Origin of the sequence: Microbispora sp. H10830 (assembly GCF_014161375.1) — a bacterium.
Classification (GTDB): Bacteria; Actinomycetota; Actinomycetes; order Streptosporangiales; family Streptosporangiaceae; genus Microbispora; species Microbispora catharanthi.
In genome coordinates this window covers 199,391-224,973 of the sequence record NZ_JABBWX010000012.1, presented here as the reverse complement: position 1 = coordinate 224,973, position 25,583 = coordinate 199,391, and the positions used below count along the sequence as shown (strand labels likewise).

The following is a 25,583-nucleotide window of genomic DNA, read 5'->3' as shown; positions in this document are numbered from 1 at the left end:
TGCGCCGTGCTGCCGTGCGTCGTGCTGCCGTGCGGACGGCGTCAGAGACGGCGTCCGGACGAGGACGTGCCGGAAGGCGTCACCGGCACCCGGCGCAGGTGACGGCGCCGGGGCGTCACACCTTCAGGGACGCCATGGCCTTGGACGTTCGGCTGGGGACCGTTGGTCTTAACGGCTTTTTGGGGACGTCACTGCGCCGGGCAGAAGCTCCGGTCCTCGCGAAGCCCGCTCCGCTGGGCCTTCGCTGCGGTCCTCGCTCCCGCCCGCTCCGCTCCTTACGCCCGGCCACGCGCCGGGGGTCTGGCGGTGGGATTGTGCACGGCTGGATGCGCGGAGACTCATGGCAGGGCTTCGCAGCGGTACTCTCTCCTGGTGTGTGCGTGCCGGTGCCCAGTGACCCCGAGTCGCTGGGCACCCGCCTTCTGTGCGGGTATGAAGGAGCAGCGGTGAGCCAGCAGCGTCGGGGACTGGGCAAGGGTCTTGGGGCTCTGATCCCCACGGGACCGATCGTCGATCCGGCGTCCGTGGCGAGCGCTCCGGCAGGTCCGCCGTCGGCCGCGCCAGGGACGGACGGGACGGGTCTGCGTCCGGTGGAGGGCGCCTACTTCCAGGAGATCGAGGTCGACTCCATCTCCCGGAACCCGCGGCAGCCGCGGGAGGTGTTCGACGAGGACCGGCTCGACGAGCTCGCGGCGTCCATCAAGGAGGTCGGCCTGCTGCAGCCGGTCGTCGTCCGCGCCGTGGAGGACGGCCGCTTCGAGCTCATCATGGGGGAGCGGAGGTGGCGCGCCTCGCAGATCGCCGGGCTGGACCGCATCCCCGCGATCGTCCGGAGCACCCAGGACGACGAGATGCTCCGTGAGGCGCTCATCGAGAACCTCCAGCGGGAGCAGCTGAACGCGCTGGAGGAGGCGGCGGCCTACCAGCAGCTTCTGGACGACTTCGGGGCCACCCACGAGGTGCTCGCCAGGAAGGTCGGACGGTCGCGCTCGCACATCAGCAACACCCTGCGATTGTTGAACCTCCCTCCCGAGGTGCAGCGCCGGGTGGCGGCCGGGGTCATCAGCGCCGGGCACGCGCGGGCGCTGCTGACCTTGAACGACCCCGCGGCCCAGGAGCGGCTGGCGACCCGGATCGTGGCCGAAGGGCTGTCGGTCCGGACCGTAGAGGAGATCGTGGCTCTGGGTGAGGCGACCGCGGGGCCGGCTCCGCGCAAGCCCCGGGCGAAGAAGCCGACAGCCCCGGCGCTGCGCGACCTGGCGGATCGGCTCTCGGACCACTTCGAGACGAAGGTGAAGGTCGATCTCGGCAGCCGGAAGGGGCGCATCGTGGTCGAGTTCTCCACGATCGACGACCTGGAGCGCATCATCGACACGATGGCGCCGGATGCCGCCGACGCGATGCGAAGCAGGGGCATCACGGCGGAGTAACCGCAGAGACCGTGGCGGCACCCGCGATCTGCCACAGGTTTCACGTGAAACATCGCACCCACGACCTCCCCGCTGCGGCCTAGTTCGCCTCCGATTCGCTCGATGGCAGCTGCATGAACGTCACTGGCGGCTGGAGGGGGTCGGATGCGACCAGGTCGATACCCCGGCCTACGCGTTCGTCGGTTCCGCCCGCCCGAGGTCGAGGTCCCTGGCGCTCACGCGGTCGCCAGGGAAGGGGGTCGATGACGGCCGGGCCGGGCCGGGGTCCTGCTGGTTCTGCCGGTGAGCCGCCACGGCGCAGCCACGGTGGTCGGACTCGCCTCCGTCATACCTGGCACTCAGTCGCCTCTCCCGAAAGCCACGCGGACGCGCGGGCGCTCTGAGGGAGATCCTTCCGCCTGTAACCGCTGCGGTGGCGGGACGTGTCGCTCGTCAGGCGTCCCTGGTGCGCCGGGAATCGACGAGCGCCGGATCGAGCGGAGCGGAAGGGCGAGGATCACGGCGGAAGGCCCAGACCGGGCCCGTGGAGATTCCGAACCTGTGAGGAACTTTCGCGGGCGAAGCGGGGCGGGCTTCGCGGGGATCGGAGGTTCCCTCCGGCGCACTGACACACCGGCCAAGGTTCGCGACACCCCCCGAACTCCTGGAAGCACAGGTCTCGGGAGGTTGAAGTGAGCCCCCTCCAGGCGGGCAACGGCAGGGCCCTCTGGAAGCCTGGAGGGGAGTGTTTCACGTGAAACCGGGACGGGATCAGCCTCGGATTGCGGCGAGCTCCAGGAGTCCCTTGCACAGCGTGCCGAGATCGCGGCCCGCCGCCTCCGCCGCCATGGGCAGCAGAGAGGTCTCCGTCATGCCGGGTGCCACGTTCACTTCGAGGAAGTACGGCTTGCCGTCGGCGTCGACGATGAGGTCGGTACGGGAGATGTCTCGCAGGCCGAGCGCGGTGTGGGCGGCGACCGCCATGCCCGCACACGCCTCGGTGGCCTCGGGGGAGAGCCGGGCCGGTGCGAAGAACTCCGTCTGCCCGGCCGTGTAGCGGGCCGCGTAGTCGTACACGCCTCGGTCGGGCACGATCTCCACCGGCGGCAGGGCGACCGGCCCGTCGCCGAGATCCACCACGGAGACCGCGACCTCGACGCCCTGGACGTACCGCTCGATGAGCGCGGTGTCGCCGTAGGCGAAGCATCCGACCATCGCTGCCGGCAACTCCTCCGCCGTGCGCACCATGGAGGCGCCCAGCGCGGAGCCGCCACGCGAGGGCTTGACGAAGAGCGGCAGGCCGAGCCGATCGATGATGCGGGCGAGCACGGCCGTGGCACCGAGATCGTGGAACGTCTCCTTGGGCAGCGCCACCGAGTCGGGCGTGTTCAGTCCCCAGGAGCGGACGACCGCCTTCGCCGTGGGCTTGTCGAAGGCGACCCGGCAGGCGTCCGGCGTCGCCCCGACGTAGGGCACGTCGAGAAGTTCAAGCACCGAGCGGATGGCGCCGTCCTCTCCGGCGCCGCCGTGCAGGGTGACGAAGACCGCGTCCGGCGGGTCCGCCAGCACGGCGGGCACGAGGGTGGAGTCGGCGTCGCGCGTCTCCACATCCACACCGGCCGCCCGCAGCACCTCCGCGACGCGGCGTCCCGAGCGGATGGAGACCTCACGCTCGTAGGAGAGCCCTCCCGCGAGGATGAGCACGTGGCCCAGATCGCTCATGGCGCCTCACCGCCGATGTGCTCCACCACGGCGCCGGCTGCGGTCCAGCGGTGATCTGTCTCGCCTGGCCCGGGTCGCGTCCCCCTCCACGGACGCGCAGGGGGCGATCCTTGGGTCATCGTTCGCTCGCTCACGAAGAGGGCCTTTCTCGCCTCGAGAAGTCAGTACGGCCAGCCTGAACAGGCTAGTGCCCCGCCCGCGCCGCCGCGTCGTCGCGTCGCGTCTCAGACAAGGTCGTACTTGTGCCGGAGCCGCCCATGAGCGGTGCCATGGGCGGCTCCTTCGTCGCTGGGGGAAGCGGCCGTTCCGTGTCTAGGCGAGATCCGGGCCGGGAGTGTCGACGCCGGCGCGCCCCGGCGTGGATCCCGTGCCGAACGTGTCCCGCAGCCTGAGCTCCTGCTCGATCACACCGGCCAGGCGGCGCACGCCCTCCTTGATGCGGTCCGGCTCCGGGTAGCAGAACGACAGACGCATGTTGCGCGCGCCGCCGCCGTCGGAGTAGAAGCCGGTGCCCGGCACGAACGCGACCCGCTCGGCGACCGCACGGGGGAGGATCGCCTTGGAGTTGAGCCCCTCGGGAAGCGTCATCCAGACGAAGAACCCGCCTGCGGGGCGGGTCCACGTGCAGCCGGGCGGCATGAGCACATCGAGCGCGCCCAGGAGCGCGTCACGCCGCTCGCGGTACAGCTCACGGAACGACTTGATCTGCTCGCGCCACGGCTGGGTGGCGAGGTACTGGCCGACGGCGAGCTGGGTGAAGGACGAGTGCGACAGCACCGCCGACTCCATCGCCAGGACCAGCTTGTCGCGTACGGCGTGTGGGGCGAGGGCCCAGCCGACGCGGAAGCCGGGGGCGAGGGTCTTGGAGAACGAGCCGAGGTAGACGACGCCCTCGGGGTCGTCGGCCCGCAGGGCCCGCATCGGTTCCCCGTCGAACCCGAGCAGGCCGTACGGGTTGTCCTCCACCACGAGGACGCCGGCGCGGCGGCAGATCTCCAGCACCTGGCGGCGGCGCACCTCGTTCAACGTCACGCCGGCCGGGTTCTGGAAGTTGGGGATCGTGTAGAGGAACTTGATCCGGTTGCCGGCCGCCTGGAGCGCGTAGATGGTCTGCGCGAGGGACTCGGGGATGAGGCCCTGGTCGTCCATGGCGATGTGGACGACCTTGGCCTGGTAGGCGCTGAACGTTCCGAGCGCCCCGACGTACGAGGGTCCCTCGGCGAGCACGACGTCGCCGGGGTCGATGAAGATCCGGGTGATCAGGTCGAGCGCCTGCTGCGAGCCCACCGTGACGACCACGTCGTCGGCGTTCGCCTCGATGCCCTCCATGCGCATGACCTCGCAGATCTGCTCGCGCAGGGCGGGGTCGCCCTGCCCGGAGCCGTACTGCAGGGCGACGGAGCCGCGCGAGGTGACCAGGTCGGCGACGAGCTCGCTGACGAGGTCGAGGGGGAGCGCGTTGACGTACGGCATGCCGCCGGCGAGCGAGACCACCTCGGGCCTCGACGCGACGGCGAAGAGAGCTCGGATCTCGGAGGCGACCATCCCGGCAGCGCGGGCGGCGTACCTGTCGACGTAGGCGTCAATTCGCGACCCATGGGTCGCGTGCGTCCGACCGTGATCTAGCTCTTGTGCCACGGTCCACCTCCGATCACGTAGCCGAGAAATCCAGAGTACGGTAACGCGCCACTCCGATCACAACAGGGTATTGACCATCAAGGGCCCCTTTTCTTGCATTCCCGCACCACTGGTTTCGGTCCGGCCAACCCCTTTAATGGTCGTCGGCGGTCGTTGTGGCGCTCCCGCTCCCGCCCTTCCGCTGAGTTACGATGCGAGCTGGAGACGCCGTATTCGCGCGCTTTTCTGGCAGGACTCCTGACGGGGATTGGGGCATCACGTGTCGCGTCGGCTGGTCAATGTCACCCTCGACAATCTCGATGACCTGCCGCGGCGGTGCCGCCGGTGCGTGTTCTGGGAGCTCGACCCCGTCAGCGGCGAGCGCGCCGTGGAGGCGGGCGACCCGGCCCTGGAGAAGGAGGCGTGGATCTCCGCGACCCTCCTCGAATGGGGGAGCTGCGGGAAGATCGCCTACGTCGACGGCGTGGCGGCCGGGTTCGTGCTCTACGCCCCGCCGTTGTACGTCCCGCGCTCGGTGGCGTTCCCGACCTCCCCGGTCAGTTCGGACGCCGTGCTGCTGATGACCGCGCACATCGTGCCGGAGTTCACCGGCGGCGGGCTGGGCCGGATGCTCGTGCAGGGCGTCGCCAAGGACCTGACCCGCCGCGGCGTACGGGCGATCGAGGCGTTCGGCGACCTGAAGTGGGAGCAGCCGGGCGGCTGCGTGCTGCCCGCGGACTATCTGCTGTCGGTCGGGTTCAAGACCGTGCGCCCGCATCTGCGCTTCCCCCGCCTCCGGCTGGAGCTCAAGACGGCCGTGTCGTGGCGTGAGGACGTCGAGGTGGCGCTGGAGCGCCTGCTGGGGTCGATGTCCCCCGAGCGTGCCCTGCGGCCCGTCTGAGGGGGCTTCCAGCCGTCCCACACGGCATCGGAGAACGCAGGAGCCCCCCGCGCCGCACGCACGGGGGGCTCTTCGGGTGGTGCCGGCGGAAACGGCGTCAGATGACGCCGTCGAGCTCGCGCAGCAGCATGGCCTTCGGCTTGGCGCCGATGATCTGCTTGACGACCTCGCCACCCTTGTAGACGTTCATCGTCGGAATCTGGAGCACACCGTAGTCCCGCGGCGTGACCGGGTTCTCGTCGATGTTCAGCTTGACGATGGTCAGCTTGTCGGCGTTCTCGGCGGCGATCTCCTCGAGGATCGGCCCGACCTGACGGCACGGACCGCACCACTCGGCCCAGAAGTCGACCAGAACCGGCTTGTCGCTCTTGAGGACCTCGGCCTCGAAGCTCGCGTCCGTCACGCTCTTGATCGCGCCCACGGTATCTCTCCCCTTGCATGAGTGGTGTGGCGGTGCAGACAACCGCGGGGGCAGCCCCCGCATTCCCGATGTCGGGACTCAGGCGTTCAGCGTCAGCCAGCGCTCGGCGTCCAGCGCCGCCGCACATCCGGTTCCGGCGGCCGTGATCGCCTGACGATAGGTGTGGTCGACGACGTCCCCGGCCGCGAACACCCCGTCGATGTTCGTCCGCGTCGACGGCGCATCGACCTCGATGTACCCCTGGTCGTCCAGGTCGACCTGGCCCTTGAGCAGGTCGGTGCGCGGCTCGTGCCCGATCGCGATGAACAGGCCGCCCACCGGCAGGTCGGACTCCTCGCCGGTCTTGACGTTGCGCACCCGCACGCCGGAGATCCGCTCCTCGCCGAGCACGTCGGCGATCTCGCTGTCCCAGACGAAGCGGATCTTCTCGTTCGCGAACGCCCGGTCCTGCATGATCTTGCTGGCGCGCAGCGAGTCGCGGCGGTGGATCACCGTCACCGTCTTCGCGAAGCGGGTCAGGAAGATCGCCTCCTCCATCGCCGTGTCGCCGCCGCCGACCACCACGATGTCCTGGTCGCGGAAGAAGAACCCGTCACAGGTGGCGCACCACGACACGCCCCGCCCCGACAGCCGCTTCTCGTTCTCCAGCCCGAGCTCGCGGTAGCGCGACCCGGTGGCCAGGATCACGGCCTTGGCGTAGTAGGTGTCGGTGTAGGTCTTGACGACCTTCGGGTTCGCCTCGAGGTCCACCTCGACCACGTCGTCGGCCACCAGTTCGGCGCCGAACCGCTCGGCCTGCTTGCGGAAGTTGTCCATGAGGTCCGGGCCCATGATGCCGTCGGGGAACCCGGGGAAGTTCTCCACATCGGTCGTGTTCATCAACGCCCCGCCGGCGGTGACCGACCCCTCGAAGACGAGCGGCTTGAGGTCCGCGCGCGCGGTGTAGACGGCGGCCGTGTAGCCGGCCGGCCCCGACCCGATGATGATCACGTTACGAACGTCGCTCAACGGACCCGCCTTCTTCGCTCCCGGTTGATGTGCAGTGCCGTCAACAGATCCTAGGCCCCGGTCATTCCCGTACCGGTCCCGCGATACGGCGAAGCCCCCCGGAGGTCGCGGGGGGCTTCGTCACTGCTGATGGTACGGCTCGCGCCGCGTGGTCACTTCCAGGAGGCCAGAACCTCGGGCCGCAGCTTGTGGCACTCCGAGTCCACCACGACCACCCGGACGGCGTTGCTGCTCTTGTCCTCCCAGAACGCCATGATCGTGGCCTCGTTGCCGTTGTAGAGGGCCTTGTCGACGCCGATCGGCGTGCGGTCGAGCTGGTTCGAGAACCGCTTGACGCAGGTGTCGAGATCCTCGTCGTCGTTGGTGCCCGAGCCGGGCGCCACGCCGAAGTAACCCAGCAGCGGCCCGCGCAGCTCCCGGCTGGTGTAGTTGTAGCCGCTGGCGTACGTCGAGTAGGTCTGCGTCTGGACCTTGGCCGGGCTCCGGCCGGGATCGCCCTGGCTCACCACCTGCTGGGACGGCGAGTCGCCGAACGAGAGCAGGCCGGTGGCGACACCGCCGCTCCCGATCACGACGGCCGCCGCCGCGGCGACCGCGGCCGGCAGCGCCCACGTGCGCCGCCTGGACGCCTTGCGGCCCGCCGTACGCGTTCCGGATCGGCGCCTGGCCGGCACGATCGTCCCGTCGTCGGCGACGACGCCCAGTGGAGCCGCCGTCGCGGCCACCGGCGCCGGCTCGCGCTCCGGCTCCGCGTGCGTCTCCGCAGCGGTTTCCGCGGTGGTTCCCACCGGGGTCGCGACCGAAGGCTCGACCGTCTCCCACGGAACGTTGTCCCATGGAGCGTCGTCCCACGGGGCGATCTCCTGTGGGGCGCTGTCCCATGGTGCGTCCCGTAGGACGCGGTCCCAGTCCGGAGCCTCGGCGGCCAGCGCCTGGTCGATGCGCCTGGCGACGCCCAGAGGCATCGCCGGAACCGGCATCGCCGCCAGGACCTCGCGAACCGCGGCCAGGTCGGCGAGGCTCTCCCCGCAGGGGTCGCAGACCGCGAGATGCTCGCGGACCCGCCGGGCCGTCGTGTCGTCGAGGAGACCCTCCGCCAGCTCGGCGAGAACCTCCAGGTCGTAGTGCGTGTCACCCGTCACGAAGTTCTGCTCCCTTCCCGGATGAGACGCGGGTGAGGTCAGATCGGTTCCGCAAATGCGAAAGAATCGGGGCGAGCTTGGCGCGGCCCCGTGCACAGCGGCTCTTCACGGTGCCCGGCGGGACGCCCAGCACCGCCGCCGCGTCGTCCACCGCGTACCCCATCATGTCGACCAGCACGAGGGCCGCCCTCTGGTCGGGCGGCAGCAGCTTGAGCGCCGCCGTGACCTCCAGGGAGACCTCGCGCTCGCCCGCCTGGTCGGTGGCCGGGACCTCGCGCTCCACGGCCTCGATGAGCTCGTCGTCGGCCACCGGGCGCACCGATTTGCGGCGCATGCGGTCGAGGCAGGCGTTGACCACGATGCGGTGGAGCCACGTCGTGACCGCCGCCTCGCCGCGAAAGCTGCCCGCCTTGCGGTACGCCGAGACGAACGCGTCCTGGACCGCGTCGGCGGCCTCGTCGGGATCGCCGAGCGTACGCAGGGCGACCGCCCACATCCGGTCGCGGTGCCTCCTGACGATCTCGCTGAACGCGTGAGGGTCACCGCCGAGGTGGCGGGCCAGCAGATCGGCATCGGACATCGCGCGTCGCGCGTGCTCAGCCGTCGGGGGATTGTCTGGTGGGGAATTCACAAGTCCCTGCTATGCCGATCCTGGGGAATGCACCGTTACGTCGTAGATAGTGCCACGATACTGCCCGTTGTAGGGGGGAAGCCTGGTGAACCAGATCAAAACGAACTGACCCGTAGTGGCCTTTTCCGGGGTGAGCGTCACAGAACCCGACGCGCCCTTCTTTTCCGCCACCGTCTTGAGCGAGGACAGCTCCGCCGCGTCGCCCACCTTGAGCTGCACGGTCGCGCCGCCCGCGTTGCCCAGGGAGACGACCACGTCGGCGACGGGGACCGGCTTGCCCATGTCGAGGAGGAGCCCGACGCCGTCCTTGAGCCGTCCCAGGTCGGCGGTGCTGTAGCTGTCGGTGTGCCAGTCGGTGGACGGCTTGCCGTCGATGGCGAGCGGGGCGATCTCCGGCTTCTCCGCGCGGTCGGTGCCGAGGGGATCGAACCCGGTCGCGCTCACCGGCTTGACGGTGACCGGCTTGCGGGAGGGAGAGGGAGTCGCGGCGGAATCCGACTGGGCCACGCCCCTCGGGGTGTTGCCGAGGTTCTTGCCCACGGTCCAGGCGCCCACGCCGACGGCCGCCATCACGAGCAGGACGATGACGGTCAGCAGGACCTTGCTCGCGGCGCCGGTCTGCGGGCGCGGCGGCGGCGGAGGAGGGACCATCGTCATCTGGTGCGCCAGATGAGACGGCATGCGGGGCGGCATGGTGGACCTGCCGAGTCCGTCCGGCGCCTCGCTGCGCAGGTTCAGAGCGGGCGGCGCGGTGGTGACCGGCGCCGGCGCGGGGCGGGGCACCTCGGCGAGCGCCTCGGCCACGTCGGCCGGCGTGGCCAGCGGCGGCTGCCCCCGTCGCGACTCCTGCAGCAGCGCGCGGCAGGTGATGGCGTCCAGGTAGCCGGGGACTCCGGCGGTGACCTGCCGGGGCGTGCAGATCTTGCCGTCGTCCAGGGGCGCGGCGGGCAGCCCGCAGTCGGAGTCGCCGGGCCAGTGGCCGGTCAGCGCCGCGTAGAGCAGGCGGCCCAGCCCCTCGGCGTCCTCCCGGGCGGGCTCCTCGCTGCTCAGGTCGAGGATCGCGGCGTCGACGGCGAGGCCGAGGAGCTTGACCGTGCCGCCGCTCGTCCAGACCAGGCGGCCGGGGGTCAGGTGCAGGTGGGTGAGCCCCGCCGCGTGCGCGTGCGCCAGGGCCTCGGCGGCCTCGGCGACCAGGGCCGCGCCCCGCTCGGGCTCGACGGGCCCGCTCTCCAGCAGGTCGAGGAGCGAGTCTCCGCTGACCCACTCGCTCACGACGTACGCCGTGCCGTCCTCGTCGGCCGCGTCGAAGACCTGGGTGAGGCGGGGGTCGGTCAGGCGGCTCGCCTGGCGGGCGGCGGTGACCACCTCCTCGACCCGGGGAAAGTCGGGCGCGAACGTGTGGACCGCGACCGGGCGGGCGAGGATCTCGTCCAGAGCCTTCCACAGGGTCGCGCCGCCGGATTCGTGGACCCTGTCCTCCAGGCGGAACCGATCCGCCAGCCGGGTCCCCGGTTCGACCGTGGACATGCTCATGCGGCCGCCCCGCTCCGCGGCCCGTCGGCATGCATCAGCCGATGCCGGGTGGTTCCGCCCACGCCTTCCCGCTTCCGCTCGCCGGTCCGAAACTCCAGATCCCGCCCCTAAGACCTCCTGCCTGCCGTGGTCGCCGAGCGGAGCACCGCCGGGTCGGCGAGACCCCGGAGACGAGCATCCGCGGGGCCGGAACAGGCCCGCACGGCGCCGCCGCCGCAGGTCCTCCTCCGCCTCGCGGTCGCCCGCCCGGCCGAATCCATCGGTAGGGCAAGTTCTGCGGGACGTTCCCTGGGTGTGTCTCAACACTCCCTGGCGCACCATGCTAGTGCCGTGCCGCTTGTGCCCGCCTTCCCGATCGAAGACGTCCGAATCGGACTTTCGGGTTACCTTCCAGTTGCCGGTCGTTCTTGAGGACTCTTACCGTCCTACCCGGCTTGCGACAAGTCCAATGATGGAACGGACCTCGGGCACCCGCAGCCGGTGCGCGGCCAGCATGTACAACAGCAGCCCGGCGCCGCCGCCCACCACGAGCACCACGGCCGAGGTGACCGGGGTGATCGAGGTGACCTCCCTGGCCAGCCACAGGACCGCCAGCGCCAGCGCGGCGGCGGGGATCGCCGCCGCGTACATCCGGCCCAGGCCGGCGGTGATCTCCCGGCCGCCGAGCCCGCCGATCTTCCGGCTCGCCAGCACCCACGCGACCCCGGTCAGCGCGACGTACGTGATCAGGTAGGCGAACGCCAGTCCGACGACGATGTACCGGTCGGGGAGCGTGAAGTAGGCGATCAGGCTGAGCGACGCGTTGATGACCACGTTCACCGCGGCCATGATCGCGGGAGTGCGGGTGTCGCCGAAGCTGTAGAAGATCCGCAGCAGGAGCTGGAAGATCGAGAACGGTACGAGTGCGACGCCGAACACCTGCAGGACATGGCCGATGTAGATCGCGTTGGCCGTCGTCATGTGGCCCCACGAGAAGATCAGCGTGGTGACCGCCGGGCCGAGCACCATCAGCAGCAGCCCCGCCGGGACGATGACGGAGGAGACCAGCCGCACCCCGGAGGAGAACTCCCCGCGGGCCGTGGCGAAGTCCCCGTCCGCCACGAGTCTGCTCATCCTGGGCAGCATCGCCGTGATCACCGACACCGCTATGATCCCGTACGGGAGCTGGAAGAGCTGGAACGCGTACGCCCACGCGCTGTTGCCGGCGCCCGGCGCCCGGTCGCCCGCGCCGGTGGCGAGCTTGGTGGTGACCCAGAAACCGATCTGGTTGATGCCGACGAAGGCGAACGTCCACACGGCGGTCCTGGCCGCCTCCCCGAGTCCGGTGTTGCGCACCCCGAACCGCGGGCGGAACCGGAACCCGACCCGGTGCAGCGCGACGATCAGGACCAGCGCCTGGGCCACGATGCCGGCGGTGGTGCCGAGCCCGAGCAGCATGAGGTCGCGCTCGCTCACCTTGGCGATGTCGGACGTCCCGACGGCGTAGTAGGCGGCCAGGACCCCCATGACCACGATGTTGTTGAGCACCGGCGCCCACATGGGTGCGGCGAACCTGTCCCGTGTGTTCAGGATCGCCCCGGCCAGTGATCCGATCCCGAAGAACGCGATCTGCGGGAGCAGAAACCTGGCCAGTGTGGTGGCCACCGCCACCTTGTCGTCGGACCAGTTCGAGGCGGTGTAGAGCTCCATGATCGGCCGGGCCAGCAGCACGCCGATCACCGCGACGGCCGTCAGGACCACCACGGCCAGCGTCATCAGCCGCTGCTCGAACGCCTGGCCTCCGTCGGGGTCCCGTTTCTGCGCCCGCACGATCACCGGCACGACCACGGCGCTGAGGACGCCCTGGAGCAGCAGGTCGAGCAGGATGTAGGGGATCTGGTAGGCCGCGTTGTAGGCGTCACCGAGGGCGACGGTGCCGATGGCCGCGGCGAGCATCGCCGTGCGGACGAAGCCGGTGAGCCGCGAGACCATCGTCCCGGCCGCCATGATCGCGCTGGCCCGCAGCATCCTGCTCATGGTTGTCCTTCGGTTCACGGCGGCCAGAATCGGGTGGCCGCCTTCCTCCAGTGGTCCCAGACTTCAGGGTGGTCCAGACTACGGCGACCCAGACTAAGGCGACTGGGTGCGCTCGGCCGGGACGGCTCCCTGCCGGTCGCCGGGCGGGCCCTCCCCGTCGTTCGGCCCGTCGAACGGGAACGCCTTGCGCGACCTGCGGCGCAGGATGCGCATCACCACGGCGGCCAGCATGATGACCACGGCCGCCCCCACGATGACGAGGGCGATCCCGGTGTAGCCCGTCGCGCGCACCACGACGCGCACCGCGCTGCCGTACTTCTCGTCACCGTCGGTCAGCAGCTGCACCAAGATGCTCGCGTCGCCGCCCTCGTTGCGTACGATCACCGGCACGTTCACGAGCTGGCTGCGCCCCGCGAGGATCTTGGTGGTGGGGGTCGTGTAGACGCCCGTGTCCCAGTCGATGGCCAGCCGGGCCTTGTTGCCCGAGGTGACCCGGATCTTGATCTCGATGTCCTTGTCCAGGTTGTTGGCCACGCTGACCGGGACCTGGCCGTTGCTTCCCGCGACCGCGCGCGGGGTGTCGAGCACGGACACGTCGTCGATGCGCTCGTCGATCGCCTTCTGCACCTGCCCGGCGAAGGACAGCGCCCGCTTGCCGTCGCCTCGCCAGGAGGCGGAGGCGAGCCGGAGTATGGCCGTGTGGAAGACGTCCGTGTGCTCCTCGGTGACGGTGGCCACGGCGTCGGCCTTGCGCTCCAGCTTGCGTACGGTCGCGAGGTAGGAGCGGCTCAGTTCGGCCTGGCGGTCGTGCTCGGAGTACGTGAGGTCGGCGCGCGGCACTCTGGCCCTGCCGGGCTTGATCGAGTCGAGCGAGGTCATGCGCAGCCAGGGAGCGCTGGAGGCGGCCTGCAGGAGGCTGGAGACGAACGCCGGGTCGGGGGTCCACAGGTGCGACTCGGGGGCCGCGATCACCGTGCGCGAGGCCGTCTTCGCCGGCGTGCCCTGTCCGGTCCGGCCCGTCTGTCCGAACTGGCCGTTCTGCTGGGTCTGCTGCTCGAAGGCGATCATCGCGGTCTCGGCGAGGAACCGCTGCCGCGCGATCATCGCGGCGCCGGGGCCGGACACGTTCCCGCCGAGGACCTCGCTGAGCGTGGGGTCGGCCAGCAGCGCGGTGAGCGGTTTGTCCGCGATGGTGTCGAGCCTGGCCGCCGCGTCGGGAGTGGTCTGCGTGGACGGGGGAACGACCTGCCCGTTCTGCGTCGCGTCCTGCCCCGCGGCCGGCGGCAGCGCGTCTCCCGACAACAGCACGGACGTCACGCCCGACATCGCCAGTTCGTCCACCGCGTCGCGGTCGATCTTGCCGCCGGCCGGCCACGCGGTGGTGCCGTGGATCTCCCGGCCGAGCAGTTCGGTCGCGAGCGTCGCCCCGCGCTGGATGGACGCCGCGGCCTGCTTGTCGAGGCCGTGGTGGACCAGCGCGGCCACGTCCGGGTCGGCGTACGCCGTGGCGACGACGGTCTTGTCCGTCAGCGCGCTGCGCAGGCCGTTCAGCCACTGGCCCGCGGCCGGGTCGGCGTTCTTGCGCGTGCCGCGCACGCTCCTGGTGCCGGAGGACAGGACGCGGACGTCGTCCAGCAGGGCGGGGTCCACGAACCAGGTCACCCCGTCGCCGGTGTCCTGTGCCGTCTGGAGCAGCGACGCCAGGCGACCGGAGGTGAGCGAGGCGGACAGGTCGTCGTCCATGAACGTCGCGTCGTCGGCGCGGTGGGGCCGGTCCACGATCGGCAGCGCGACGGCCAGCTTGACCTTGGGGATCTGCTCGCCCTTGGGGGCGTACGTCAGGAAGGTCCGCTCGATCCCGAGCCGCTGCCCGGTCGCGGCGTCGGTCACCTCGATCTCGAAGGGATAGACCCCGGGCCGGGGCATGCCCAGCTCCCCGGGGGTCACGGTGAACCGGAAGGGCAGCTTTCCCGACTGGTCGAGCGCCGTGGCCTGGACCCTGGTGTTCCAGTTGGTGGTGGCGTACCCCTGCTCCGACAGGTAGGCCGCCATCTCGGCGCGGGAGGCGAACGGCCTGTCCCGGGAGTAACGGACCGCGACCCGGACGGATGCCCCCGCCGTGCCGGAGACGGTCCCCGAGACCGTGATGGGGGCGGTGGCGACGCGCACGACCTCCGGCGTGATCTCGCTGACGAGGAGCGGATCGGCCGGAGCCGCGGCCGCGACACGACCCGGAGGAGGCGCTGCGGCAGCCGAACCGGCCATGCCCGCGGGGGAGGCGAGCAGGGCGGTCAGCAATGTCAGCAGCGCGGCCTTACGGATCATGTGCCGGCCGGCGGTGAGGTACGGCGCACGTCCAGAATGCTATTGGCTACGCGGTCCGCATAGGACTCACGAGGCTCGCGAGACCCCTCCTGTGGGTGGTGGTCAGATCGACGGGCTTGGCCGCCACCAGGTCGAACAGGTGGATGGCACGCACTCGCAACGCGGTGCGGCGCTCGCCGGTCGCGGTGTGGACGACCTCGTCGGGATCGATGCGCTCCATCAGGCGCTGGTCCACCAGGACGGTCAGATCGTCGGGCAGCAGCAGCGGGCAGACCAGGCCGTGCGCGTAATCGGTCGCGGAGTTCACGGTGAAGGCGGACGCGGGGGTTACCCTGTGGGCGCGCAGGACGGCGCCCACCGCCGCCGGCACGGGACAGGAGTTCACCGCGCTCACCACGGCCACCTCGTGTGTCCGCCCGCGCGCCGACACCTCGAACAGCGACACGCACAGGCACGTCTCGGGAGTGACCCCCAGCACCTCGGGAAGCTCGTCCGAGCATGTCAACGGGCGCGGAAGACGTACGATCTCATGGTGGATCTGGTGGGCGAGGAGCCAGCGGTGAATCGCGAGAGCGTCTTTCATCTCGTGTGCTCCTTGCGTCGTCCAGCGCCCCCGAACCGTCCGTGGCCTGGTGATCGCTAGGCGTGTCTCCCCTGGGTGACACCTGACCACCTGGGCCATCGGGGGAGAGTTTCTGTTCCGTGACCGAAGGACCTACCCAGCCTTGTCCGTTTCAAATCTGAGCGACAGCCAGCAGCGCGCCGTGAACGAACTGTTCCGCCGGATCGCCCCTGTCGCCGACGAGCTCGGTGAGCTGTTCTCGGCCCGGGGGCACGAGCTGGCCCTGGTCGGCGGTTCCGTCCGCGACGTCCTCCTCGGCCGGGCGAGCAAGGACATCGACCTGACCACGGACGCCCGCCCCGAGCGGGTGCTGGAGATCGTCAAGGACTGGGCGGACGCCGTCTGGACGATCGGGATCGACTTCGGCACGGTCGGCGTGCGCAAGGGCGGCTGGTTGCTGGAGATCACCACCTACCGCAGCGAGTCGTACGACCCCGCGTCGCGCAAGCCCGAGGTGATGTACGGCGACTCGCTCGACGGCGACCTCGCCCGGCGCGACTTCGCGGTCAACGCCATGGCCGTCCGCCTGCCCGGCCACGAGTTCGTCGACCCGTACGGCGGGCTGCCGGATCTCGCCGCCAAGACGCTGCGGACGCCGGGCAGGCCCGAGCAGTCGTTCGACGACGACCCGCTGCGGATGTTGCGGGCGGCCAGGTTCGCGGGCCAGCTCGGGTTCACCGTGGCCCCCGAGGTCGTCGAGGCCATGACCGCGATGTCCGGCCGCATCGAGATCGTCTCGGCCGAGCGCATCCGCGAAGAGCTCGACAAGCTGATCCTCGGCGCGCACCCGAGGGCCGGGCTGGCGCTGCTGGTGGAGACCGGGCTCGCCGCCCACGTCCTGCCCGAGCTGCCCAAGCTGCGGCTGGAGATCGACGAGCACCACCGGCACAAGGACGTCTACGAGCACACGCTGATCGTGCTCGAGCAGGCCATCGGGCTGGAGACGGCCGGCCCCGACCGGGTGCTGCGGTGGGCGGCCCTGCTGCACGACATCGGCAAGCCGAAGACGCGGCGCAACGAGCCCGGCGGCCGGGTCTCGTTCCACCACCACGAGATCGTCGGGGCGCAGATGGCCAAGAAGCGGCTCACCGAGCTCAAGTTCCCCAAGGACGTGGTGTCGGACGTGTCCAAGCTCGTGGAGCTGCATCTGCGCTTCCACGGCTACGGGACGGGGGAGTGGACCGACAGCGCCGTGCGCCGCTACGTCCGCGACGGGGGACACCTCCTCGAACGTCTGCACAAGCTGACCAGGGCCGACTGCACCACCCGCAACAAGCGCAAGGCGCAGGCCCTGTCGCGCACCTACGACCAGCTGGAGGAGCGCATCGCCCGGCTGGCCGACGAGGAGGAGCTGGCCAAGATCCGGCCCGAGCTGGACGGCAACGAGATCCAGGAGATCCTCGGCGTGCCACCGGGGCCGGTCGTCGGCAGGGCCTACAAGCACATGCTGGAGATCCGCATGGACCAGGGCATGATCGGCAAGGACGCCGCGCGGCAGGCCCTGCTCGCCTGGGCTCACGACAACGGGATCCTGGCGTAGGTGGACGCCGGGGAGGTCCTCCGGCTCGACCGGGAGCACGTCTGGCACCCGTACACGGCCGTGCCGTCGGGGGTGCCCGTGCACGTCGTCCGCCGGGCGGGCGGTGTGCGGATCACGCTCGGCGACGGCCGTGAGCTGATCGACGGCATGGCCTCCTGGTGGGCGGCCATCCACGGCCACAACCACCCGCGGCTCAACCAGGCCGCGCGCGACCAGATCGACGACATGGCGCACGTCATGTTCGGCGGCCTGACCCACGAGCCCGCCGTACGGCTCGCGCACCGGCTGGCCGGGATGACCGGGCTCGACCGCGTCTTCCTCGCCGACTCGGGCTCGGTGGCGGTCGAGGTCGCGATCAAGATGGCGGTCCAGTACAGCGGGCGCTCGACCCTGCTGACCGTGCGGGGCGGCTACCACGGCGACACGTTCGCCGCGATGTCGGTCTGCGACCCGGTCAGCGGCATGCACCACCTGTTCACCGGGATGCTCCCGCGGCACGTCTTCGCGCCGACGCCGCCGCACGACTACGGCCGCCGCCCGGTCCCGGCCCCGGTCCCGGTCTCGATGACGCAGGCCGGTCCCGACGAGGCGTATCTGGCGGAGCTGACCGCGGCCGTCGAGGCTCACGCGGACCGGCTCGCCGCGATCATCGTGGAGCCCGTCGTGCAGGGCGCCGGCGGCATGCGGTTCTTCCACCCGGCCTACCTGCGGCGGCTGCGCGACCTGGCCGACGAGCACGGCGTCCTGCTGATCGCCGACGAGATCGCCACCGGGTTCGGCCGTACGGGGGAGATGTTCGGCTGCGACCACGCCGGGATCAGGCCGGACATCATGTGCGTGGGCAAGGCGCTCACCGGCGGTTACATGACGCTGGCCGCCACGCTGTGCACCGCGAGGGTGGCCGACCGCATCGGCGTGCTGATGCACGGCCCGACCTACATGGGCAACCCGCTCGCCTGCGCCGTGGCCGGCGCCTCGCTCGACCTGCTCGCCGAGCGGCCCTGGCGGGAGGAGGTCGCGCGCATCGAGGCCGCCCTGCTCGACGGCCTCGCCCCGGCCGCGGGCGCCCCCGGCGTACGGGACGTACGGGTGCTGGGTGCGATCGGAGTGATCGAGACCGACCAGCCCGTCGATGTCGCGAAAATTCAGGACATCGTGATGGAGCATGGCGTGTGGTTGCGGCCCTTCGGCCGTCTGATCTACACGATGCCGCCGTACGCCTGCACGCCCGAGGACGTCGCCCGCATCACCGGTGCCATGGTCGCCGCTACGGCGGCCCTCTGACTCAGCCGGCGGACGTCAGTCGGCGGCGGGGACCGGCGGCCTGCGTACGGCGGAGGGCAGGATCAGCCGGTACACCACCGCGCCGAGCAGGTAGCCGACGCCGATCACGGCGAGCGCGAGATAGGACTTGCCGTCGGCCGGCAGCAGCGCCGCCGCCAGCACCGCGCCGAGGACCGTCATGCCGTTGAAGAGCATGTCGTACACGGAGAAGGCGCGGCCGAGATAGGCGTCCTCGACGTCGCGCTGCACGACGGTGTCCGCGCAGATCTTCACGCTCTGTCCCGCGACGCCGATCACCAGCCCGGCGGCGAAGAACGCCCACTCCTGGAACGTCGCGCACAGCGCGAACTCCAGGACTCCGCAGGTCACGAGCATCATCGGGACCCAGACCTCGATGCGGATCCGCTCGGTGGCCCACGGGGTGACCACCACCGCGGCGAAGCTCCCCACGCCGACGGCGCCCAGCACGAGCGCGATGCCCTTCAGCGCGTCGTCGGCGTCGGTGGTGAAGTGGTAGCGGTAGAGCATCACCACGGCCGCCGTCGAGATGCCGAACATCAGGCGGTGCGTCGCGATGCCGCCGAGGGCCGCCGAGGCCGAGCGCCGGTGCGCGATGTGCCGCGCGCCGTCCACCAGCCCGGCGAGCACGTGCCGTACGGCCTCGCGGGCCTGCGGGCGGTCCGGGTCGTACGCGGGGCCGAGCAGGGAGCGCTCCATCGTCCGCGCGATCAGCGCGCTCAGGCCGAAGACGAGGCCGGAGCAGACCAGCAGCACGGCCACGCCCTTGTCGTCCGATCCGGCGATCACGCGGAGCGCGACGCCGGCGCCCGCCCCGACGAACGTCATCACCGTGCCCGAGGTGGGCGTGACCGCGTTGGCCATCATGAGGTGCTCGGACGGCACGACGTGCGGCAGCGCCGCGCTGAGTGCCGACAGGAAGAAGCGGTTGACCGCGAGGACGCCGAGCGCCGCCGCGTAGAAGACGGCGTCGGAGGCTCCCGCCGCGACGAGGCAGGCGGCCAGCACCAGCAGCACCCCTCGCACGACCGGCGCGATGACGAGGATCTGCCGCCTCGACCACCGGTCGATGAACACCCCGACGAAGGGTCCGAGGACGCTGTAGGGCAGGAGCAGCACCGCGAGGCCCGCCGCGATGGCGGTCGCGCTGGCCTGCCGTTCCGGGCTGAAGAACGCGTAGCCGCCGACGGCGAGCTGGAAGATCCCGTCCGAGAACTGCGAGACGAGCCGCGTGGCGAAAAGCCGCCGGAAGTTTCGGCCCCGCAGGACCACTCGCAGATCGGAGACGTAGGACACGGCGACAGCCTACGCGGACGATCACGTGCGAGCATCAGGATCAACCCTGATAAAGCCCCCTACGTCTCCCTCGCATCAAGGTGATCACGTACTCTCGCAGAGTGACTTCACAGGAACATGTCGTGCTGCTCGACGGCGAGGGCAACTCGATCGGCACCGCTCCCAAGTCCACCGTCCACGGCGCCGACACGCCACTGCATCTGGCGTTCTCCAGCTACGTCTTCGACCACCGGGGGCGTGTGCTGCTGTCGCGGCGCGCGGGCTCGAAGCTGACCTGGCCCGACGCGTGGACCAACAGCTGCTGCGGGCACCCGCTGCCGGGCGAGTCGCTGTCGTCGGCGGTGATCCGCCGCCTCGGGTTCGAGCTGGGCCTGGCCGTCGAGTCCGTCGACCTGATCCTGCCGGGCTTCTCCTACCGGGCCGTGATGGACAACGGCACGGTGGAGAACGAGCTGTGCCCGGTCTACCGGGCCGTGGTGACCGAAGAGGCCGCGCCCAACGCCGAGGAGGTGGGCGAGGTCCGGTGGGAGCCCTGGACGTCCTTCGCGGCCGAGGTGATGAGCGGGGAGCTGGACATCTCGCCCTGGGCCCGGAAGCAGGTGCCCCAGCTCGTCGCGCTTGGGCCGGACCCGCTGGCCTGGCCGGTGGCCGACGCCGCCGCCCTGCCGCCGGCCGCGCGCCCGCTCGCCTCGAACAACTGAGGTATACCGGGCCGGGACATGGGACCGCCCCGGTCCGATCGAGCGGAGCCGGGGCGGGACACGCGATGGACGGCGGACGTCAGCGCTCGACCTCGCCGCGGATGAACTTCGCGACGGCCTCGCGGGCGTCGTCGTCGGAGTACTGCTCCGGCGGCGACTTCATGAAGTAGGACGAGGGCGACAGCAGCGGGCCGCCGATGCCCCGGTCGAGAGCGATCTTGGCCGCGCGGACCGCGTCGATGATGATGCCGGCCGAGTTGGGCGAGTCCCAGACCTCGAGCTTGTACTCCAGGTTGAGCGGGGTGTCGCCGAACGACCTGCCCTCGAGGCGGACGTAGGCCCACTTGCGGTCGTCCAGCCACGGCACGTGGTCGGACGGGCCGATGTGGACGTCGGCCTTGGCCATCTCGTGCGGGATCTGCGACGTGACCGACTGGGTCTTGGAGATCTTCTTGGACTGGAGGCGGGTGCGCTCCAGCATGTTCATGAAGTCCATGTTGCCGCCGAAGTTGAGCTGGTAGGTGCGCAGCAGCTCGACCCCGCGGTCCTCGAACAGCTTGGCCAGCACCCGGTGCGTGATCGTGGCGCCGACCTGCGACTTGATGTCGTCGCCCACGATCGGGACGCCGGCCTCGGTGAACTTCGCGGCCCACTCGGGGTCGGAGGCGATGAAGACCGGCAGCGCGTTGACGAAGGCCACCTTCGCGTCGATCGCGCACTGCGCGTAGAAGCGGTCGGCCTCCTCCGAGCCCACCGGGAGGTAGGACACCAGGACGTCGACCCGGGCGTCCTTCAGCGCCTGGACGACGTCGACCGGCTGCTCGTCCGACTCCTCGATGATCTCGCGGTAGTACGTGCCCAGCCCGTCGAAGGTCGGGCCGCGCTGCACGGTGACGCCGAGCGGCGGCACGTCGCAGATCTTGATCGTGTTGTTCTCGGAGGCGACGATGGCCTCCGACAGGTCGCGGCCGACCTTCTTGGCGTCCACGTCGAATGCCGCGACGAACTCCACGTCACCGACGTGGTAGTCGCCGAACCGCACGTGCATGAGGCCCGGCACACGGGTGCCCGGATCCGCGTCCTTGTAGTAGTGGACGCCCTGCACCAGCGATGAGGCGCAGTTGCCCACACCGACGATGGCTACGCGCACCGAACCCATAGCACTCGCTCCTTTACCTATCTGCCTCGGGCGTGTCCGCCCTCTGGGTCTCTTCCTGTACGGCTTGCGCGGGATCCGGGGGGTGATCCCCCTCGCCGGGAGCCGAACGGCTCCGCCGTTCCGAGTCGATCAGCTCGTTCAGCCAGCGGACCTCGCGCTCGACCGACTCCAGCCCGTGGCGCTGGAGCTCAAGCGTGTAGCTGTCCAGCCGCTCTCTCGTACGGGCGAGAGCCTCACGGACGCGGTCGAGGCGTTCTTCCAGGCGGCTGCGGCGGCCCTCCAGGATCCGGAGCCGCACCTCCGCCTCCGTGTGGCGGAAGAAGGCGAAGTGGATGCCGAAGCTTTCGTCCTCCCAGGAGGACGGGCCCGACTGACTGAGCAGCTCCTGCAACCGCTCCTTACCCTCCGCCGTGATCTTGTAGACGATCTTCGATCTGCGGCCGAGAACCGTGTCCGCGGGGGGCTCTTCCTCGGCGATGAGGCCCTCGTTGAGCAGGCCCCTGAGGCAGGGATACAGCGAGCCGTAGGAGAACGCACGGAACATGCCGAGCAGCGTGTTGAGCCGTTTGCGCAGCTCGTATCCGTGCAAGGGCGTTTCGTGCAGCGATCCCAGGACGGCGAGCTCCAGCACACCTCCACGAGAGCCCGTCACTGGAACCACCCCCTGTGTCCGACCGATGTATCGACTCGATACATCCGCAGGATACGTCGGGGTGTCATATATGGCAACGGGTCAACGGTTGGGCAAGATTTGGCAAAGGGTCGTAATCTGGCCCGTATGTGGTCACAGCGGTCGGTCGTGGACTACGGCCTCGCTAAGCGGGCGGCCGTACAGTCCGTCCGCTCCGGCCGCATGCGGGCGCGGGACGTGTGTGACGCCCACCCATACCTGCTGCGCGCGGCTCGGTTCCACGGAGAGCCGACGAGTCGCACATGCCCCATATGCGAACGAAGGAACGTGACCAACGTCACATACGTATATGGGGATGAACTAGGACGAGTGGCCGGCCAGGCAAAAGGAGTGGCCGAGCTCACCGCGATGGCCCGTGAATACCGCGAATTCCGGGTCTACGTGGTGGAGGTCTGCCAAGGTTGTTCCTGGAACCACCTGGCGGTGTCGTTCGTCCTCGGAACAGCCGATCCCCCGGGCCCTTCTCTGTAGGGCGACCTCCACCTCCAGGAGGCCAGCCCGCCGGCCTGCCGGCCGACGTCGATAAATTCCCCGAACCACCTGACGAGGACGCGTGACTTACAGCAGCTACGGACCGGAGCCGACCGGCCGTCCCGAGGACGCCTCGGGCTCCGGTGGATCAGCCCGCCCTGGGCGCCGCCGTCGCTCGCACCGGGAATCCGACGAGTACGGCGAGTATGGCGAGCCCGCTCCGCCGCGACAGCCCGGCAGGGGGCCGGCCCCACAGCCGCCCCGGGCCGCCCGGCAGGGAGGACCCGAGCAGCGCCGCAGAGAGGCGGCCGCCTTCGAGGACACGGCGGCCATGAACGCGCTGCCCCCGAATACGCCCCCTGGTGCGCCGCAGAGCCCGTCGCAGCGACCGGCACAGGGACCGGCACAGGGACCGCAGCAGGGATCCCGGGGACCGGCGGGCGGCGGACGTCCGCCGGCGGGCCGTGACCCGCGCTACGCCGCCGGTTCCGGTGGCCCGGCCGGTCAAGGCGCTCCCGGCGTTCCCGGCCGGCCCGGCGTTCCCGGCGGGGACGAGCGCACCCAAGCGATGAGCATGCCGACGGGCGGTTCGCGCCGCGACGCCCGCGGGGACGCGGAGGGACAGAGCACCGAGGCGATCCAGGCCGGCGGCCGCCGCCGCAGGTCCCCGGGCCGGGGTGGCCGCGGTCCCGGAGGCCCCGGTGGTCCCGGCGGCCCGGGTGGTCCGGAAGGTCCCGGCGGGCGCGGCCCCCGGGATCCACGCGACTTCGACGAGGACGACGAGAAGCCGCGCCGCCGTACGGGCTGGAAGCGCTTCCTCCCGAGTTGGAAGATCCTCGTGGCGGCCTTCACCGTGCTGGCCGCCGGCACCTTCGGCATGATCGCGGTGGCCTACGCCAACACCCCGCTGCCTGCGGCGACGCAGGCGGAGGCCGTGGCCCAGGGCAGCGCCATCTACTACAACGACGGCAAGACGCTGATCGCCAAGGTGGGCACTCCGCGCGTCATCCTGACCGACATCAACAAGGTGCCGAAGCACGTCCAGGACGCCGTCATCGCGATCGAGAACGACACCTTCTGGTCGGACAGCGGCATCTCGATTTCCGGCATGGTGCGGTCGGTCTATATGACCGCGACCGGTCAGCAGCTCCAGGGCGCGTCGACCATCACCCAGCAGATGGCCCGCAACTACTACGACGGCCTCAGCCAGGAAGTGTCGATCAAGCGCAAGATCAAGGAGATCTTCGTCGCGGTCAAGCTCGACAAGCAGATGCCCAAGGATCAGATCCTGCTGCAGTACCTCAACACCGTGCCCTTCGGCCGGGCCTGGGGCATCGAGGCCGCCGCGCAGGCGTACTTCAAGAAGCACGTCGAACAGCTCACGCCGGAGCAGGGCGCCTATCTCGCCGCGCGCATCCAGACGCCGGCCCTGGACGCCGACTCTCCGCGGTTGCAGGGCCGGTTCAAGGACGTCGTCAACGCCATGGCGCGGCTCGATCCCGCCAAGTACGGCAATCTGCCGAACACTGCCAAGTTCCCCAAGACCGTCCCCGCGCGCAACAGCAACGACCTCGGCGGCCTCAAGGGCTACATGGTCACCCAGGTCATGAACGAGCTCGAGTCGCGCATGCACCTGTCCGCCGACCAGGTCAGGAGCGGCGGCTACAAGATCGTCTCGACCTTCGACAAGAAGCTGATGCAGGCCGCCAAGAAGGCGGTCCTCGCCACCACCTCCAGCATGTCGAAGGAGTTCCACGCGGGCCTCGCCGCGGTCGACCCCAAGACGGGGCGGGTGGTCGCCTTCTACGGCGGCAACGACTATCTCAAGGATCCCTGGAACGAGCCGTTCCAGTCCAGGAAGCAGGCCGCCTCGGCGTTCAAGCCGTACGTGCTGGCCGCCTGGCTGGACGCCGGATACAGCTTGAACAGCTACCTGCCCGGCAACCAGACCGTGCCCAAGGAGCTTCCGGGCTTCGAGAAGGGCATCACCAACGGTCACTCGGTCCCGAACTCCATCAACGCGATCTACGCGACCGCACACTCGATCAACACGGCGTTCGCCTCGATGGCGTACAAGCTGGATGAGGCGAACGGCACGGTCGGGCAGCTCAGCGCGGTGAAGCAGATCGCCGAGGAGGCGGGGCTCAGCAAGGAGAGCCTCGACAAGGACGTCGAGGACCACAAGTACCAGTTCTCCATCGGCAGCGCGGGGGTCACCCCGGTCGAGCAGGCCGCGGGATACTCGATCTTCGCCAACGAGGGCAAGCACATCGATTACCACGTGATCAAGGAGGTCCGGAAGGACAAGGAGGTCGTCTTCGCCGAGCGACGCGACGTCAAGCAGGTGATCACGCCGGAGGCGGCGGCCGACTCCGTGGCGGCCATGGAGGAAGTCCTCAAGTCGGGTACGGCGGCGGGCAAGGGCATCGGCCGCCCGGCCGCGGGCAAGACCGGCACGAACAACAACGAGAAGGAAGCCTGGTTCGTCGGCTTCACCCCGCAGTTGTCGGTCGCGGTCGGCATGTACCGCGAGCAGTGCGTGACCAAGGGCGGCAAGATCGTCCAGCCGCTGTACTCCAACTGCCCGGTCACTCCCGGTGGCAAGGAGAGCAAGAAGTACGGCCCCAACAACCCGTACACCCACGTGAGCGAGGTGTCGCTGGGCTTCGAGGGCGCCGGCCCGCCGACCACGATCTGGCGGACGTTCATGACGGAGGCGCTCGCGGGCAAGCCCGTCGAGCAGTTCCCGCCGAAGGCCGGGCTGGGCACCCCGGAGAACCTCGTGCCGAGCCCGACGCCGTCGCCCAGTCCGGAACCGGACGACGGCGGATTCCCGACCGACTTCCCGACCGACTTCCCCGACGACGGCGGCTGCTACGACGGCGGCCCGGGATGCGACAACGGCGGCGGAAACGGCAGGGGCTTCGGCGACGACCCGGGCCAGGGCGGCCAGGACGGCGGCCCCGGGGGCGGCGACGTCCCGTTGAACATCAACCAGGACCCCGCCGGAGCTCCGGCCGCCATGCCGTCGGGGGCCGGCAACGGCAAGGGCGGCAGCGGCGCCTGATCCGCGATC

The 25,583-nt window shown here is 70.3% G+C and carries 20 protein-coding genes; 7 read left to right on the top strand and 13 right to left on the bottom strand.

Annotated features, from left to right (window positions below):
- Positions 1 to 446: 446 nt before the first annotated feature.
- Positions 447 to 1,430: a ParB/RepB/Spo0J family partition protein gene (locus HHX35_RS28655; protein WP_182901791.1), complete on the top strand. Its 984-nt coding sequence runs from the start codon at positions 447 to 449 to the stop codon at positions 1,428 to 1,430.
- Between the two features lie 750 nt (positions 1,431 to 2,180).
- On the opposite strand, the gene HHX35_RS28650 is transcribed toward HHX35_RS28655, so the two are convergent.
- Together HHX35_RS28650 and HHX35_RS28645 are read right to left on the bottom strand one after the other, a co-directional pair.
- Positions 2,181 to 3,131 carry a D-alanine--D-alanine ligase gene (locus HHX35_RS28650; protein ID WP_182901790.1) on the bottom strand — a complete coding sequence of 317 codons (951 nt, stop codon included), beginning with the start codon at positions 3,129 to 3,131 and terminating at the stop codon, positions 2,181 to 2,183.
- A 312-nt stretch (positions 3,132 to 3,443) separates the two neighbouring features.
- Complete coding sequence (locus HHX35_RS28645) at positions 3,444 to 4,676, bottom strand: PLP-dependent aminotransferase family protein (RefSeq protein ID WP_182901789.1); 1,233 nt, start codon at positions 4,674 to 4,676, stop codon at positions 3,444 to 3,446.
- A gap of 352 nt (positions 4,677 to 5,028) precedes the next feature.
- Between HHX35_RS28645 and HHX35_RS28640 the strand changes: the two genes are divergently transcribed.
- Positions 5,029 to 5,649 carry a GNAT family N-acetyltransferase gene (locus HHX35_RS28640; RefSeq protein WP_139575468.1) on the top strand — a complete coding sequence of 207 codons (621 nt, stop codon included), beginning with the start codon at positions 5,029 to 5,031 and terminating at the stop codon, positions 5,647 to 5,649.
- A 97-nt stretch (positions 5,650 to 5,746) separates the two neighbouring features.
- On the opposite strand, the gene trxA is transcribed toward HHX35_RS28640, so the two are convergent.
- The 8 genes from trxA to HHX35_RS28600 form a co-directional block, all read right to left on the bottom strand.
- Positions 5,747 to 6,070, bottom strand: coding sequence for a thioredoxin (gene trxA / locus HHX35_RS28635; protein WP_030508599.1), 324 nt, complete (start codon positions 6,068 to 6,070; stop codon positions 5,747 to 5,749).
- A gap of 78 nt (positions 6,071 to 6,148) precedes the next feature.
- Positions 6,149 to 7,078, bottom strand: a complete 930-nt coding sequence (gene trxB / locus HHX35_RS28630) for a thioredoxin-disulfide reductase (protein WP_139575469.1) — start codon at positions 7,076 to 7,078, stop codon at positions 6,149 to 6,151.
- 152 nt (positions 7,079 to 7,230) lie between these two features.
- A complete protein-coding gene (locus HHX35_RS28625) occupies positions 7,231 to 8,220 on the bottom strand; it encodes an anti-sigma factor (protein ID WP_182901788.1) in 990 nt (329 codons plus the stop codon).
- Complete coding sequence (gene sigM / locus HHX35_RS28620; protein WP_139575471.1) at positions 8,210 to 8,800, bottom strand: RNA polymerase sigma factor SigM; 591 nt, start codon at positions 8,798 to 8,800, stop codon at positions 8,210 to 8,212. Before sigM ends, HHX35_RS28625 begins: the two co-directional genes overlap by 11 nt.
- Positions 8,801 to 8,860: 60 nt before the next feature.
- Complete coding sequence (locus HHX35_RS28615) at positions 8,861 to 10,384, bottom strand: protein kinase family protein (protein ID WP_182901787.1); 1,524 nt, start codon at positions 10,382 to 10,384, stop codon at positions 8,861 to 8,863.
- Positions 10,385 to 10,801: 417 nt separating this feature from the next.
- Positions 10,802 to 12,400 (bottom strand): murein biosynthesis integral membrane protein MurJ, encoded by a 1,599-nt coding sequence (gene murJ, locus HHX35_RS28610; RefSeq protein ID WP_182901786.1) that lies wholly within the window; start codon positions 12,398 to 12,400, stop codon positions 10,802 to 10,804.
- Positions 12,401 to 12,493: 93 nt separating this feature from the next.
- Positions 12,494 to 14,725 (bottom strand): hypothetical protein, encoded by a 2,232-nt coding sequence (locus HHX35_RS28605; protein ID WP_182901785.1) that lies wholly within the window; start codon positions 14,723 to 14,725, stop codon positions 12,494 to 12,496.
- Between the two features lie 46 nt (positions 14,726 to 14,771).
- The gene (locus HHX35_RS28600; RefSeq protein WP_182901784.1) at positions 14,772 to 15,308 is read right to left on the bottom strand and encodes an aminoacyl-tRNA deacylase; all 537 of its coding nucleotides are present in this window, start codon (positions 15,306 to 15,308) and stop codon (positions 14,772 to 14,774) included.
- Positions 15,309 to 15,450: 142 nt separating this feature from the next.
- Between HHX35_RS28600 and HHX35_RS28595 the strand changes: the two genes are divergently transcribed.
- On the top strand, positions 15,451 to 16,887 hold the full coding sequence (locus tag HHX35_RS28595; protein WP_182901783.1) for a CCA tRNA nucleotidyltransferase: 1,437 nt from the start codon (positions 15,451 to 15,453) through the stop codon (positions 16,885 to 16,887).
- A complete protein-coding gene (locus HHX35_RS28590) occupies positions 16,888 to 18,171 on the top strand; it encodes an adenosylmethionine--8-amino-7-oxononanoate transaminase (protein ID WP_182901782.1) in 1,284 nt (427 codons plus the stop codon). It abuts the gene before it with no gap.
- A 15-nt stretch (positions 18,172 to 18,186) separates the two neighbouring features.
- Here the strand turns inward: HHX35_RS28590 and HHX35_RS28585 are convergent, their stop codons facing one another.
- Entirely contained in the window at positions 18,187 to 19,485 is a 1,299-nt protein-coding gene (locus HHX35_RS28585) for an MFS transporter (protein ID WP_182901781.1), read from the bottom strand.
- 101 nt (positions 19,486 to 19,586) lie between these two features.
- On the opposite strand from HHX35_RS28585, the gene idi reads away from it, so the two are divergent.
- Positions 19,587 to 20,186, top strand: coding sequence for an isopentenyl-diphosphate Delta-isomerase (gene idi / locus HHX35_RS28580; RefSeq protein ID WP_182901780.1), 600 nt, complete (start codon positions 19,587 to 19,589; stop codon positions 20,184 to 20,186).
- Positions 20,187 to 20,265: 79 nt separating this feature from the next.
- On the opposite strand, the gene HHX35_RS28575 is transcribed toward idi, so the two are convergent.
- Positions 20,266 to 21,345, bottom strand: a complete 1,080-nt coding sequence (locus tag HHX35_RS28575; protein ID WP_139575481.1) for an inositol-3-phosphate synthase — start codon at positions 21,343 to 21,345, stop codon at positions 20,266 to 20,268.
- A gap of 13 nt (positions 21,346 to 21,358) precedes the next feature.
- Positions 21,359 to 21,997, bottom strand: a complete 639-nt coding sequence (locus HHX35_RS28570; protein ID WP_182901779.1) for a helix-turn-helix transcriptional regulator — start codon at positions 21,995 to 21,997, stop codon at positions 21,359 to 21,361.
- Between the two features lie 126 nt (positions 21,998 to 22,123).
- On the opposite strand from HHX35_RS28570, the gene HHX35_RS28565 reads away from it, so the two are divergent.
- Together HHX35_RS28565 and HHX35_RS28560 are read left to right on the top strand one after the other, a co-directional pair.
- On the top strand, positions 22,124 to 22,507 hold the full coding sequence (locus tag HHX35_RS28565) for a DUF5318 family protein (protein ID WP_182901778.1): 384 nt from the start codon (positions 22,124 to 22,126) through the stop codon (positions 22,505 to 22,507).
- A gap of 568 nt (positions 22,508 to 23,075) precedes the next feature.
- On the top strand, positions 23,076 to 25,574 hold the full coding sequence (locus HHX35_RS28560) for a transglycosylase domain-containing protein (RefSeq protein WP_182901777.1): 2,499 nt from the start codon (positions 23,076 to 23,078) through the stop codon (positions 25,572 to 25,574).
- The last annotated feature ends 9 nt before the right edge of the window (positions 25,575 to 25,583 follow it).

Bases quoted from the DNA above. Each gene is read 5' to 3' on its own strand.
- sigM (WP_139575471.1), bottom strand. From the start codon at position 8,800: ATGTCCGATGCCGATCTGCTGGCCCGCCACCTCGGCGGTGACCCTCAC.
- HHX35_RS28565 (WP_182901778.1), top strand. From the start codon at position 22,124: ATGTGGTCACAGCGGTCGGTCGTGGACTACGGCCTCGCTAAGCGGGCG.
- HHX35_RS28650 (WP_182901790.1), bottom strand. From the start codon at position 3,131: ATGAGCGATCTGGGCCACGTGCTCATCCTCGCGGGAGGGCTCTCCTAC.
- HHX35_RS28600 (WP_182901784.1), bottom strand. From the start codon at position 15,308: ATGAAAGACGCTCTCGCGATTCACCGCTGGCTCCTCGCCCACCAGATC.
- HHX35_RS28615 (WP_182901787.1), bottom strand. From the start codon at position 10,384: ATGAGCATGTCCACGGTCGAACCGGGGACCCGGCTGGCGGATCGGTTC.
- HHX35_RS28605 (WP_182901785.1), bottom strand. From the start codon at position 14,725: ATGATCCGTAAGGCCGCGCTGCTGACATTGCTGACCGCCCTGCTCGCC.
- HHX35_RS28575 (WP_139575481.1), bottom strand. From the start codon at position 21,345: ATGGGTTCGGTGCGCGTAGCCATCGTCGGTGTGGGCAACTGCGCCTCA.
- murJ (WP_182901786.1), bottom strand. From the start codon at position 12,400: ATGAGCAGGATGCTGCGGGCCAGCGCGATCATGGCGGCCGGGACGATG.
- HHX35_RS28560 (WP_182901777.1), top strand. From the start codon at position 23,076: ATGAGCATGCCGACGGGCGGTTCGCGCCGCGACGCCCGCGGGGACGCG.
- HHX35_RS28645 (WP_182901789.1), bottom strand. From the start codon at position 4,676: ATGGTCGCCTCCGAGATCCGAGCTCTCTTCGCCGTCGCGTCGAGGCCC.